Source organism: Rhizobium terrae, from assembly GCF_003425685.1.
GTDB classification, from domain to species: Bacteria; Pseudomonadota; Alphaproteobacteria; order Rhizobiales; family Rhizobiaceae; genus Neorhizobium; species Neorhizobium terrae.
The window spans coordinates 90,381-103,829 of sequence record NZ_QJKM01000006.1; the positions used below are offsets into that span (position 1 = coordinate 90,381).

Below are 13,449 nucleotides of genomic sequence, written 5' to 3' on the forward strand. Positions count from 1 at the left end.
GGGATTCTGGAGCCGAAGCTATCACGATTTCAGGGCGGTATCCGCCCAGTTCGACACCGCCCAGCGCGGATTGTTGGAAACGTTCAACACACTGTCGCGCGCGACGGTAATAAAGCCCCATTCCGCGACGTTGATCAGCGGCAGGTCTGTCGCCACGAGCTTCTGGAACTGCTTGTAGAGATCGGTACGCGCCGCCGTATCGACCGTCACCGCCGCCCTGGCGATGATGTCGTCGAGTTCCTTGCTGGCATAGCCGCCCTGGTTGGAAAACGGAACGCCCGCAGGAATGCCGGACTGGACGAGGATGGTGGTCGAGATCGCCGGATCGCCGCGGAAGACCGGAGGGCCGACAGCGAGGTCGAAATCGTGATCCGTATAGACCGCCTTCTGGTGGGCGGCGGAATCGGCGTTGACGAGCTGAGCGTCGATGCCGACGGCCGCGAGCGCCTGGCGCAGATAGTCGCCGAACTGCTTCGTTTCGTTGAAATAGGGTGCCGGTCGGAGTTTCAGCGAGAAGCGGGTGCCGTTGGCGCCTTTCTTGTAGCCGGCCTCGTCGAGCAGCGCATTGGCCTTGGCCACATCGAAGGCATAGGTCGGCACGCCGGCATCGTAGAATTCCGGCGCATTCTTCGGCACCGGGCCTGTCGATGCAGAGGCGTAACCGAGGAAGATCGTATCGACGACGAATTTCCTGTCGATCGCATGGGCAATCGCCTGACGCACCTTCAGGTCAGCCAGTTCCTTGCGACGGTGGTTGATCTCGACGACGAGCTGATAGGTGAGCGCCTCGTAGCCCTTGGAAATGACCTTGATACCCGGCACCTTGGAAATGCGGGCGAGATCGGTGAGCGGTACGGCCGAGAAGGCGGCAAGCTGGATTTCTTCGGCCTCCAGCGCGGCTCCGGCGCCGGCACGATCGGGCAGCACGCGGAAGATCACCTCGTCGAGCTTGGGTTCGCCCTTGTTCCAGTAATCGGCATTCTTCGTCAGGCGATAATATTCGCCCGGCTTGTATTCGGTGAGTTTGAACGGGCCGGTGCCGACGAGCTTCACATTGGCCGGGTTGCCGGCAATATCCGTGCCTTCGTAGACATGTTTCGGCACGACGCTGCTGACGACCGGCAGCGCATTGCGGATGAGCTGCAGCGGGGTCGGCTTGGAGAACTTGAAGATGGCCGTCGCCGCATCCGGCGTATCGACAGCCTCGAGATTGGCGAAGACGACACGGCCAAGATTCTGCAGCGGCTTCCAGATGCTGAGGGCGGAGAACGCGACGTCGGCTGAGGTGAACGGCTTGCCGTCGTGCCACTTCACGCCTTCGCGCAGCTTGAAGGTGACGGACTTGCCGTCGGCCGAACCTTCCCAGGAGGTGGCAAGCCGCGGCGAAAGACCGTCCTTGCCGTCGAACGATGCTTCGGCGAGAGGCTCGACCACTTTGCTCGCGATGAAGAAGACGCCGTTCGAGGCAACGATCGCGGGGTTGAGGTTCTTCGGTTCGGAATCGGCTGCGACGATCAGCCTTCCGCCGGAAGGCGTGTTCTGGGCGCGGGCCAAGACCGGCAGCGCCGTCGAGGCAAGCAGAGCCGAACCTGCCTGCAAAAGAGTACGTCGGGATAGATGGGCGATCGTCATGCTTGCCTCCTGGGCTCTTTCCTGAAGCTTTTGTTGCAGGGAATATTGCCAGCGAAATCAAGGATCGCACAGGCAGGAAATTTCACTTCCGCACGATCGGGAACAAATTCTCAGCGAACGAATGTCGGGGAGCGCATTTCCGTTGCCGGGCAGGCGGTTAATGGCGGGTTTCCAGCTCGTCGCGAACGGAATTGAGGATTTCCGCCGCAAGAGGCGCGTCACCCACCGCGCGGGCGAGCGTCATCGCCCCCACCATCTGCGAAAGGATGGCGATGGACTTGCGGCGCCGATCTTCGTCGCCATTGCCGTCGACGATCTCCTGCAGGAGTTGCAGGTGGTTTTCGATGCCTTCTGCGAACACCGTCTTCACCATCTCATCCTGCCGGGCGGCATCCGCGCATAAGGAGGCGAAGGTGCAGCCCTTGGCCCGGAATATCAGGTTGGGTCGGGAAAGATACATGCCGATGACCGCGTTGAGAGCCTTGTCGCGGGTGCGGCCGATGGTCTCCCGCCAGAGCGCGGCATTGGCGGCAAGCGCCTGCCGGGAGGCCTCGGCAGCCAGATCCACCTTGGATTTGAACTGGCCGTAGAATCCTCCATGCGTCAGGCCGGCCGCCTTCATCAGGTCGGCTATGCCAATGCCGTCGAAACCGCGCTCGCGAAAAAGCTCGCCGGCGATCGCGATGACGCGAAAACGGTTCTCTCCAGCCTGTTCGCGGCTCACCCTCATCTTTTGCTCCTTCCGATGTCTTGACACTTATATGGCGATCATCATCTAAAAGGAAATACATGATGATCATCATTTAAAAGGAATGCCGCATGCCGAAGCAGGCGAGAGACAGGATAGTCATCACCGGAATGGGCGTTGTTTCGCCGCTCGGAAGCGGGACGGAGGTCATGTGGGAACGCCTGATCGAGGGGCGTTCCGGCCTGCGCCGGCTCTCCGAAGATGTGGTTCCCGATATCGATGCCAAGGTCGGCGGCGTGGTTCCCTCTATCGGCGAGGACGAACGGGGTTTCGATATCGAGCAGGCAGTGCCGCAGAAGGACCGCAAGAAGATGGACCGGTTCATCGCCTTCGCGCTGGAAGCCTCCCGGCAGGCGCTCGAACAGTCCGGCTGGGTTGCGGATACCGACGAAAGGCAGGAACGCACCGCAACGATCATCGCCTCCGGGATCGGCGGTTTCCAGACGATCACCGAAGCGGTGCGGACGGTCGATACGCGCGGTGCCGGAAGGCTGTCGCCGTTCACCGTGCCGGCCTTCCTGGTCAATCTCGCTGCGGGCCACATCTCGATCCGCTACGGCTTCAAAGGACCGATCGGTGCTCCGGTGACGGCTTGCGCTGCGAGCGTTCAGGCGATCGGCGACGGGATGCGGATGATCCGTTCCGGCGAAGTGGATGTGGCGGTCTGCGGCGGTACGGAGGCCTGCATCAACCGGGTGGCGCTCGGCGGCTTTGCGGCGGCGCGCGGCCTTTCGACTGCGTTCAACGACAACCCAGAAAAAGCATCGCGGCCCTTCGACGGCCGGCGCGATGGTTTCGTCATGGGCGAGGGGGCCGGCATCGTCGTCGTCGAGACGCTGGAACATGCGCTGGCACGCGGCGCCACGCCGCTTGTCGAAGTTGTCGGTTACGGCACGAGCGCCGACGCCTATCACCTGACTGCTGGTCCTGCCGACGGTTCGGGCGCGCAGAAGGCAATCCGCCGGGCTCTGCAGATGGCCGAACTGCCGCCGGAAGCGATCGGTTACCTCAACGCCCATGCGACCTCGACGCCGGTCGGCGATGCGGGCGAACTGGCGGCGATCAAGACGATTTTCGGTACCGGCCGGGGACCTGCGGTGTCGTCGACCAAATCGGCGACCGGCCATCTGCTTGGCGCCGCGGGCGGCCTCGAAGCGATCATCACCGCCCTTGCGCTGCGCGACGGCATCCTGCCGCCGACCCTCAATCTCGAGGATCCCGATCCGATCGCCGAAGGTCTCGACCTCATCGGGCCTCAGGCGCGGCGCAGCCAGGTCGAATACGCGCTCTCCAACGGCTTCGGCTTCGGCGGCGTCAATGCGAGCGTCATCCTGCGGCGGTGGAACGCCAGCGCAAACTGAGGAGATTTTCAATGGCAGAGGCAGTCATCATTGCGCCGGTCCGCACCGCGATCGGCAAATACAACGGATCTCTCGCCGGCATCCCGGCCGTCGAACTCGGCGCTGCCGTCATCCGCGAGACGGTCGCGCGAGCAGGGCTCGATGCCGGCGATGTGGCATCCGTCATCATGGGCAATGTCGTGCAGGCCGGCAACAAGATGAACCCGGCGCGGCAGGCGGCAATCCACAGCGGTCTGCCCGTCTCGGTGCCGGCGGTCACCGTCAACCGCGTCTGCGGTTCGGGCGCGGAGGCCATTGCCAGTGCCGCCCGTGATGTCTGGCTCGGTCATGCCAGGGCCGTCGTCGCCGGCGGCATGGAGAATATGGACCGCGCGCCCTATCTGATGAGCGGCGGCCGCTGGGGTTACCGTATGGGCCATGCGGAGATCTTCGACAGCATGCTGCTCGACGGTTTGCATGACGCCTTTTCCGATCGACATTCCGGCTGGCACACCGAGGACATGATCGTGTCGCAGCAGATCGGCCGGGCGGATCAGGATCGCTGGGCGGCCCGTTCGCAGCAGCGTTTCAGCACCGCACAGGCGGAAGGCAGGTTCGCAGACGAGATCGTCGGCATCGATATTTCCGTGAAGGGCGGTGCGAAGCCTTTTGTTTCCGACGAGACGCCACGCCCGGACACCACGGCCGAAGGGCTCGCGAAGCTGAAACCCGCGTTTCGGGAGGACGGCACGATCACCGCCGGCAATGCGCCGGGGCTCAACAGCGGCGCCTCGGCGATGATCATTGCCGATCGGGCTTTTGCCGACGCCGAAGGTCTGCAGCCGATGGCGCGGCTCGTTTCCTACGGCGTGGCGGCGGTGGAACCCGGCATGTTCGCGCTCGGGCCCATCCCCGCCGTGCGCCAGGCCCTGGAACGTGCCGGCTGGACGATCGGCGATATCGAGCGGATCGAGATCAACGAAGCCTATGCGGCGGTGCCGCTGGCGGTGCTGAAAAACCTCGGCCTGCCGGAGGATATCGCCAATGTCGAGGGCGGGGCGGTGGCGCATGGCCATCCGATCGGCGCGACAGGCGCCATCCTTGCGACACGGCTCCTGCATTCCATGCGGCGGGACGGACTGAAGCGGGGCGTGGTGACGCTGTGCATCGGCGGCGGGCAGGGCATCGCGCTGGCGCTCGAAATGTTCTGATCCCCGTAAGATCGTTTCCGTGTTGGCGGCATCCAACAAAAAGCGCGGCAAGAGGGATTGCCGCGCTTTCCGTCTATCCAGGCAGAGGGGACCTTTTCGGATAGATCTTGGGTGGAATATTAGCCCTTACCTTCGGCCTCTTCATATCTCGACGACGACATAGTCTTCGTCGATCGAGACGGGAAACGTTTCGGCCTGATAGGGGCCTTCCGTCAGCGTCCCGCCTTTTGTCACCGTCACGTCGAAGCTTTTGACGCGGGTGCGGGCCGGGTCGCACCAGGATTTGCCGGTACGAATGTCGAATTCCCAGCCGTGCCAGGGGCAGCGGACGAGTTCGCCATGGCGGGTCATGCGCACCTTGCCGGGCTCCTCGGCTTCGGCAAGCCCCACTACCTGACCGCGGCAGAGATCGGCACCCTCGTGCGGGCAGCGGTTGGCGATGGCGAAGAATTCGCCCTTGACGTTGAAAAGAGCGATGTCGCGGCCTGCGACCTTCACCAGCTTGGACTTGCCGATATCGAGTTCATCGACCTTTGCGACGACGTGACGGGCCATTCTCAGTTCAATCCATATAAGTTGTCGGCGTTTCCGGCTTTGACTTCCCATCAGGGCAGGCGGTAGACGGATTTTGCATTATCCCGAAAGATCTGGGCACGTTCGGTCGGCGACAGCGGCACCTTGAAGGCGTAGCGCGGATCGTCGAAATCCCAGTGCGGATAGTCGGTCGAAAACATTAGCCGGTCGGTGCCGACCCAGCGCAGCGTATCGAGCAGGTGGCGGTTGTTTTCCGGCTCCTCGATCGGCTGGGTGGTGAACCAGACGTTCTCGCGAATATATTCGGAGGGCGGCCGCTTCACATGCGGGAGTTCGGAACGCATCCGCTCCCATTGCTTGTCGAGCCGCCAGGCAAGCGGGGCCGCCCAGGCAAATCCGCCTTCGACGACGACGAGCTTCAGCTTGGGGAAGCGCTCGAAAACGCCTTCGAGGACCATGCTGGTCACGACGCTCTGCAGACTGTGCGAAAAGGCGTAGTGCTCCTCGATATAGAAGTTCAACCAGCCTGCGCCGCTGTTGGTATGCTGGCCATAGGCGGCCGAATGCATGCCGATCGGCATGTCGTAGTGTTCGGCGGCTTCGTAGATCGGCCAGTAGCGGCGGCGGCCGGCCGGCTCGATCGTGCGTGGCGGAATGGCGATCTGCACGAAGCGATCATCGCCGATGCGCGCCTCGATCTCGGCAAGTGCGGAGGGCACGTCTTCCTGGGTGACCGAGATCGAGCCCTTGAGCCTCGGGTCGGGCGCCATCCACTTGTCGATCTGCCAGTCGTTGACGGCGGCGCACATGGCGGCGCCGAGTTCCTGGTTGAGCGTCGAAGAACCCGCCGCGAGCGGCTGCAGGATGCCGTATTCGATGCCGAGCGGATCGAGCAGTTGTTCCTGCAGATAGGCGAGATCGGAGGCCGGCGGTCCGCCGCCCGGCGGCCAGGAATCCCGGCGCATCCCGTTGCCGGGCGTCATGCGCGGATAGGGCAGCGTGCCGACCACCGGATTGGCGCTGCGCGGCCCGTAATCCGCCAGATGCTGTTTCCAGCGCGCGGGCAGGAATTTCGCGAGCTCGGCCGGATTGGTGAAGGCCGGATGGATGTCGCAATCGACAATGCCAAGCTTGGCTTCTGCCTCGGTTTCCTTTTCCAGAACGGCCTGGTCCATGGTCAGTCCTCCAGTCGCGGGTAGGTGGCGAGCGCATTTTCCCGAACCAGCCGGTCGATCAGACGTTCCGGGAATCCGGCGGGAATGGCCGCTTCGCCCTCGAATTGGGGATGCGGATAGTCGGTCGAGAAGAGCAGCATGTCGTCGGAGTCGAGATGTTCGACGATGCGCTCCAGTTCGCCGGGATCGCGCGGCGCGTCGAAGGGCTGAGTGGTCAGGCGGATCTGGCGGCGGACAAGCGCCGATGGCGGTTCCTTGACCCACGGGATTTCGATGCGGGCGCCGCGCCAGTCCTTGCTCATGCGCCACATCTGGCCGGGCAGCCAGGAAACGCCGGATTCGATCAGCACGATCTTCATATCCGGGAATTTGCCGAGCACGCCTTCGGCGACGAAACTGCCGACCTGGGCTGCAAAACCCTGGATATGATGGACATAATCCTCGGCGAGGTAGGACGGGAAACCGCTCTGGCTCGGGGCGTGGCGATAGGCGCTGCCGGCATGGACGCCGAGCGCGAAGCCATGGCGCTGGGCGGCCTCGTAGATCGGCCAGTAGATGCGGCGGCCGAGCGGCATTTCACCCTGGCAGAGTGCCAGGATCTGCACGAAACGCTTGTCGCCGGCGAAGCGTTCGATTTCTTCCACGGCCGCTTCCGGGTTCTGCCATGGCAGCACGAGCGAGGCACGCAGACGCGGGTCGCGATCCAGCCATTCCGCTTTCAGCCAGTCGTTGGTGGCGCGGCAGACCGCGGTCGAGAGATAGGGGTCGTAGATCGCGTGGACGCCGGTAACGCAGTTGAGGATCGCGTATTTCAATCCGTAGGAATCGAGCAGGTTCTTGCGGAGCTTGTCGACGCCGCTGCCTTCCGTCGCTTTCCAGTCCTCGCGGAAGAAGGGTCTGGTGCTGGTCGGGAAACCGGTGAGCTCAAGCCGGTCGACATCCCGCGAAATGACGATTTCCTTCCAGTACTCGTCGAAATAGGGGAGGAGATCGGCACGCTTCGGCGCATCCGGATGAACGTCGCAATCGATCGCGCCGAGCTTCGAAAGTGCCACGCGCTGCTGGGCCACGGCAGTGTCCACTGCGCAAACCTCCCTGTCCTGCGGGCCGAATTCAATATTCCGGCCGTAATCCAATTCCCGGACGATGCCGCCTTGCGGCAACCGCCCAACGCATCGCCGACGCGTCTCCTCGATGAGGAATGTAAGGACGGCTGAGACGGCTGGGAATACCCTTTTTCATCCGAGCGGCTTTCTCAAATCGAGAAAGCTGAACCGCCTTCGGCTTTTCTCCAGCGGCAAAGATGCGCTGCTCTATGCAATGCGTTCGCCGCTCACCAGGGCCGCATTCATATGGACGCGCAGCCACTCCATCAGCGCCTTGACGCTCGGCTTTCGGGCCTGCGTCTGCGGTATCAGCGCCTTCAGCCAGAGTTCGGCGACGGGATATTCGGGCAGGAGCTCGATGAGTTTGCCGGAGCGGATCGATTCTTCCGCGACATAGCTCGCCACCATGGCAACGCCGCGTCCGCGAAGGGCGAGATCGTGCAGGATCTGCGTGTCGTTGGCGCTGAAGGCGGACCGTACCTCGACGTCGATCGGGCCGCCGGGGCTCAGGAAAGACCAGGTCGAACCGGTGGCATGAAAGGTCAGGCAGATGTGGTTGACGAGGTCGCGGGGATGTCTCGGCAGGCCGCGGCTTTCCAGATAGGATGGGGCGGCGCAGAGCCTGCGCGGATAGGGACACAGCGGCTCGTCGATGACGTTGGAATAGGAGGCGGGGAGCGCTCCGAGCGCGATGTCATATCCCTCCTCGGCCGGATTGACGGAGCGGTCGACCAGCGCGAGGTCCATGGTGACGTTCGGGTTCTCCTGCTGGAAGTCGCTGAGGATACGGGCCAGGAAGGCGATGGTCACCGTGGTCGGCGCCTTGATGCGCAAATGGCCCTCGATCCGCTGGGCGACAGCAGCTGCACCGCTGATGGCATCGTCGATCTCCTTCACCAATGCCTGGTAGCGAGGCAGGTAGCGCTCGCCGATCTCGGTAAGAATAAGCTGGCGGGTGGAACGGACAAAAAGCTTTACCCGCATCTGGTCTTCCAGCCGGCTGACCCGTTTGGTGACGACGGAGGGTGCGACACCCAGATGACGGCCCGCCGCCGAGAAGCTGCCCGAGCGGGCAACCGCCAGGAATGTGCGGATGTTGATTAACGTATCCAAGGATTTAGTCCTCCCAAGCCAGCATCCTGACACTCCTCCAGGCGGAATCTAGCACGATTTATCTTTCTATTTTCGAGAAAAGTGAATGTAAAAAAATGGTGCTTTTCGACTGCATGGGAAAAGGTCAATGTAATAGCCGAGGAATTCCAACGCCTTCGAAGCGTACTACGCTTCGCGTCAGGACCCGGGTTCGGGCCCGGAATTCGGAGGATGAGGGAGTATCCGCTGGCACAGGCCGCCCGGCCAGGAAACAAGGTTGCGATGTCGCATTTTGCGTTGCGTATCAGGGACCTTGTCAAACGCTGGACGAGCACCAGATCGCCTTTAGGGCGGGACGGTGAAGACCTGGAACAACGGGCAGATCCGCGATGCCGTTCGGGAAAGCGGTGCCGCTGAGGTTCAGAAGGAGATTGCGGCCGGCTGGCCGCAGGAAAATGGGCGCCGCGTGAACGGGAAAGACCCGGCCACCGCGCCGATATCGTCAGTTCCAGGGAGGAGAAACAGGTGACGAGCAAATCCATGACATCGGCCATTCAGAAATGGTCGCGACGGCTTTTCATGGCGGCCGCGGGCGGCGTCGCCATTGCAGCGGCCGCAGGCCTGTCGGCCCATGCGCAGGATGCCGAATGGCAGAAGGTGGTTGAGGCCGGCAAGAACGAAGGCAAGCTCATTCTATACACCGCACTCGTCGGCCAGCCGAGCACCAAGCAGATCGCCGCCGCCTTCACCAAGCAATACGGCATCGATGTCGAGATTCTCGAGGCGCGCGCCAGCGAAATCCGCGAGCGCGTCCGCGTCGAGCAGGCAGCCGGCCGCTTTGCCGCCGACGTCATGTTCACCAGCGAAGGGCAGACGATGCTCTACGATACGCAGGACAAATCGGTCGATCCGCTGCCTGTGACGCCGAATTCCGGCAAGATCAACGACAGGTTCAAGCTCAAGGTGCCGATGGCCTCGGTCATGACCATTCCTTATGGGATCATGATCAATACCGGCCTCGTGAAGCCTGCGGACGAGCCGAAGAGCTGGAAGGATCTCGCCGATCCCAAGTGGCAGGGCAAGATCCTCTCCGACGACCCGCGCGCCATCGGTGCCGGCTATCTCTGGTTCTTCTCGACCTATACGAAGATCGGCGAGGATTATGTAAAGAAGGTCGCCGAGCAGAAACTGGTCTTCACCCGCGACCAGCGGGAATCGCAGCGCCGGACGGCGCGTGGCGAATATTCGATCTACATGCCGGTGATCATGACCGACTTCTCGGATCTGAAGGGCCTGCCGGTCAAATTCATCATTCCCGAGGAAGGCGTTCCCTACGTGCTTTACGGCAACGTCCTGCTCAAGAAGGCTCCGCATCCGAATGCCGCGAAGCTCTATCTCGACTTCATGCAGGGTCCCGTCGTGCAGAAAATCTACGCGGGTCTGGGGTACGGTCCGGTGCTCGACGGCATGACCGAAGGTCTGCCAGCCGACGTCAAGGCGATCTCCGAAGCCAAGCTCTACGGAACGACGGATACGACTCGCCAGAACGAGATGCTGGCCAAATCCAAGGACATCTTCAAGTAAGCCGCCTCCCTGCCGCTGCCGGCCATCGGGCCGGCAGCGGTGCCGTTTTCTGCCCTGAGCAGCGAGGAGCCCATGACGATTATCCCTAATCGCTCCCTAGACGATATTGCCGAAACCACGCCCGCCCTTGGCGGCAACGCCATCAGCCGGGCTTTTTCCGGCGGCTCCCTCGGCCGATGGATCGGCCTTCTGCTGCTGATCCTGCTGCTCGGCTTCCTGACGATCTATCCGCTCGCCATGCTGCTCTACGGCAGCCTGCATTCCACGCCGCCCGGCATGGCAGGCGAATTCAACCTGAACGGATACCGGTCGATCATGACCACCCAGAACCTGATCGTTCTGGCCAATACCGTCGGCATTTCGCTGGCGAAGACCATTCCTTCGCTGACGATTGCGGTATTTCTCGCCTGGATCGTCGCGCGCACCGACACGCCCTTCCGCGGCACGCTGGAAGTCCTGATCACGCTGCCCTTCTTCATCCCGCCGATCCTGACGGCGATGGCCTGGGGCATGCTCGCCAATCCGCAGGTCGGCGTCATCAACATGCTATGGCGCGGGATGACGGGCGCCCAGGAGCCGCTCGTCAACATCTATTCCTATGGCGGCGTCATCTGGCACATGTGCCAGTATTCTATCCCGTTCCTCTTCCTGTTCATGGTCGATGCCTTCCGGGCCATGGACCCGTCCCTCGAGGAATCGAGCCGCATGTGCGGCGCCTCGCGGCTCATGACCTTCCGCAAGATTACGCTGCTCCTGATGCTGCCGGTGCTGACCAGTTCGTTCATGCTGAGCTTCATCAAGGGCATCGAGACCTTCGAGTCGGCACTGTTCTTCGGCCTGCCGGCCGGGATCAAGGTGATCACCACCGACATCTACGAATCCATCAATCACCGTGCCACGCCCGACTACCAGTACGCGACGTCGCTTTCCTTCGCGATCCTGGGGCTGATGCTGCTGCTCGTCGTGTGGCAGTGGGCCCTGCTGCGCGGCAAGAGTTTCCAGACGGTCACGGGCAAGGGGTTCCGCCCCAATGTCATGGAACTCGGCCCCTGGCGCTGGGTGACCTTCGCGGTCTGCGTGCTCTTCTTCCTCATATCGGTGGTGCTGCCGGTCGGACAGCTGCTGCTGGGCTCGTTCTTCCGCTTCTTCGGTTTCTACACCTACGACATGCTGACGCTGGAGCATTACAAGGCGGTCTTCAACAATTCCGAGTTCTGGCGGGCGATGGGCAATACGATGCTGCTCGGCCTTCTCGGCGCGACGGCGACGATGGTGCTTGGCGCGGTGGTCGCCTATATCTCGATCCGCACGCGCTGGCGCGGCCGCAGCCTGATCGACGGCATGGCCTGGCTGCCCTGGATGATGCCGGGCATGGTGCTCGGCGTCGGTTTCCTCTGGGCCTTCGCCATGCTCCCCGGCCCGCTTCCGATCTACGGCACCATCTGGGCGCTGCTGCTTGCCTATATCGCGCTCGGCACGCCAGTCGCGGTGCGCGTCATGACCGGCGCCTATCACCAGCTTTCCTACGATCTGGAGGAGTGTTCCCGCGTCCATGGCGCGAGCTGGTTCCAGACCATGTGGCGCATCATGGTGGCGCTCGCCTGGCCGGCTTTCGCCGTCGGCTGGGTGCTGACCTTCTTTGGCATCATGCGCGAACTGTCGGCCTCGATCCTGCTCTATTCGGTCGGCTCCGAAACGCTGGCGGTCGTGCTGATGAAGCTCTGGGCCAACGGCAATGCCGAACAGGTGAGCGTGATCGGCCTGATGATGATGCTGCTCGTCATCGTCTTCCGCTGGGTGCAGCTGAAGTTCATCAAGGCGCGGCTCAGCAAGCTTTGAACCCGGCGGTCCGCCCGCCGGTACGATCGAATGTTTCAATAAGGCGGACTTTGCCGTCCGCACTCGACAAGGATGAAAAGCATGGCTTCGGTGACGCTCGAAAACGTGAGCCGCATGTATGGGGCGGTGACCGCCGTGGATCACGTGAACCTGAAGATCAAGAGCGGCGAATTCGTCACGCTGCTCGGCCCGTCCGGCTGCGGTAAAACGACGACGCTGCGCATGGTCGCCGGTCTCGAAAAGAATACCGGCGGGCGCATATCGATCGGCGACAACGTGGTCTCCGATGCCGACAAGGGTTATTTCGTGCCGTCCGAGCGCCGCCGTCTCGGCATGGTCTTCCAGTCCTACGCGATCTGGCCGCATATGACGGTGTTCGACAATGTCGCCTATCCGCTGCGCATCCGCCGCCGTCCCGACCAGGAAATCCGCGACCGAGTGATGAATGCGCTTCGTCTCGTCGAGATGGAGCAATATGCCGATCGGCCGTCGCCGGCGCTGTCCGGCGGCCAGCAGCAGCGCGTGGCGATTGCCCGCGCGCTCGTTTTCGAACCGGAGGTGCTGCTGCTCGACGAACCGCTTTCCAACCTCGACGCGCGCCTGCGCACCCAGATGGGCGACGATTTTCGCGCGCTCCAGCAGCGCCTGAAGATCACGGCGCTTTACGTGACCCACGACCAGGCCGAAGCCATGGCGCTGTCCGACCGGGTCGTCGTCATGCACGGCGGCAGGATTCTGCAGGTCGGCGCGCCGGAAGAAATCTATCGCCGGCCGGAGAACCGGCAGGTGGCGGCCTTCTTCGGCACGCCGAACCTGCTCGACGCCAAGGTCAAGGAATGCCGCCCGAACGGCGGCACCCATTACAAGCTCGAAGTGGAAGGCCAGGGCTGGTCGGGCGAGTGCCATGCCGCCACGGAAATGCCGAAAGGCACCGACGTCACCGTCATGCTGCGTCCCGAAAACCTGCACCTGCGGCAGTCCGGCGAGGCGAATGGCGGACTTTCCTGGGCCGGCGAGGTATCGCAGGCGATCTTCCGCGGGTCGCATCGCTCGGTCATGGTCAAGACTGAGGCGCAGACGCTGCATGTGGAAGCGTCGTCGCTCGAAAATGTCGATATCGGCCGGCCCGTCACCGTCGCGGCCCCCGCTGAAGCCGCCTGGGCCGTTCGCGCCTGAGCAGGTGGCGGC

General features: G+C 62.9%; 11 protein-coding genes. 5 read left to right on the top strand and 6 right to left on the bottom strand.

What is annotated here, in order from left to right; genetic code table 11:
- Positions 1 to 21: 21 nt before the first annotated feature.
- Together DMO26_RS12530 and DMO26_RS12535 are read right to left on the bottom strand one after the other, a co-directional pair.
- On the bottom strand, positions 22 to 1,632 hold the full coding sequence (locus DMO26_RS12530) for an ABC transporter substrate-binding protein (RefSeq protein ID WP_117192414.1): 1,611 nt from the start codon (positions 1,630 to 1,632) through the stop codon (positions 22 to 24).
- Positions 1,633 to 1,789: 157 nt separating this feature from the next.
- Positions 1,790 to 2,362 (bottom strand): TetR/AcrR family transcriptional regulator, encoded by a 573-nt coding sequence (locus tag DMO26_RS12535; RefSeq protein ID WP_117192415.1) that lies wholly within the window; start codon positions 2,360 to 2,362, stop codon positions 1,790 to 1,792.
- 89 nt (positions 2,363 to 2,451) lie between these two features.
- Between DMO26_RS12535 and fabF the strand changes: the two genes are divergently transcribed.
- Positions 2,452 to 3,741, top strand: coding sequence for a beta-ketoacyl-ACP synthase II (fabF, locus tag DMO26_RS12540; RefSeq protein ID WP_117192416.1), 1,290 nt, complete (start codon positions 2,452 to 2,454; stop codon positions 3,739 to 3,741).
- Positions 3,742 to 3,752: 11 nt separating this feature from the next.
- Positions 3,753 to 4,931: a thiolase family protein gene (locus tag DMO26_RS12545; protein WP_117192417.1), complete on the top strand. Its 1,179-nt coding sequence runs from the start codon at positions 3,753 to 3,755 to the stop codon at positions 4,929 to 4,931.
- 141 nt (positions 4,932 to 5,072) lie between these two features.
- Here the strand turns inward: DMO26_RS12545 and DMO26_RS12550 are convergent, their stop codons facing one another.
- From DMO26_RS12550 to DMO26_RS12565, 4 genes are all read right to left on the bottom strand, one after another.
- Positions 5,073 to 5,486 carry a Rieske (2Fe-2S) protein gene (locus tag DMO26_RS12550; RefSeq protein ID WP_117192418.1) on the bottom strand — a complete coding sequence of 138 codons (414 nt, stop codon included), beginning with the start codon at positions 5,484 to 5,486 and terminating at the stop codon, positions 5,073 to 5,075.
- Between the two features lie 50 nt (positions 5,487 to 5,536).
- Positions 5,537 to 6,640 (bottom strand): amidohydrolase family protein, encoded by a 1,104-nt coding sequence (locus tag DMO26_RS12555; RefSeq protein ID WP_117192419.1) that lies wholly within the window; start codon positions 6,638 to 6,640, stop codon positions 5,537 to 5,539.
- A 2-nt stretch (positions 6,641 to 6,642) separates the two neighbouring features.
- The gene (locus DMO26_RS12560; RefSeq protein ID WP_117192728.1) at positions 6,643 to 7,722 is read right to left on the bottom strand and encodes an amidohydrolase family protein; all 1,080 of its coding nucleotides are present in this window, start codon (positions 7,720 to 7,722) and stop codon (positions 6,643 to 6,645) included.
- Between the two features lie 231 nt (positions 7,723 to 7,953).
- Positions 7,954 to 8,859: a LysR family transcriptional regulator gene (locus DMO26_RS12565; RefSeq protein WP_117192420.1), complete on the bottom strand. Its 906-nt coding sequence runs from the start codon at positions 8,857 to 8,859 to the stop codon at positions 7,954 to 7,956.
- A 504-nt stretch (positions 8,860 to 9,363) separates the two neighbouring features.
- Here DMO26_RS12565 and DMO26_RS12570 point away from each other — a divergent pair.
- The 3 genes from DMO26_RS12570 to DMO26_RS12580 all read left to right on the top strand — a co-directional run bounded on the left by DMO26_RS12570 (position 9,364) and on the right by DMO26_RS12580 (position 13,437).
- A complete protein-coding gene (locus tag DMO26_RS12570; RefSeq protein ID WP_117192421.1) occupies positions 9,364 to 10,422 on the top strand; it encodes an ABC transporter substrate-binding protein in 1,059 nt (352 codons plus the stop codon).
- Between the two features lie 72 nt (positions 10,423 to 10,494).
- A complete protein-coding gene (locus tag DMO26_RS12575) occupies positions 10,495 to 12,261 on the top strand; it encodes an ABC transporter permease (protein WP_226951281.1) in 1,767 nt (588 codons plus the stop codon).
- Between the two features lie 81 nt (positions 12,262 to 12,342).
- Positions 12,343 to 13,437: an ABC transporter ATP-binding protein gene (locus DMO26_RS12580; RefSeq protein ID WP_117192422.1), complete on the top strand. Its 1,095-nt coding sequence runs from the start codon at positions 12,343 to 12,345 to the stop codon at positions 13,435 to 13,437.
- The last annotated feature ends 12 nt before the right edge of the window (positions 13,438 to 13,449 follow it).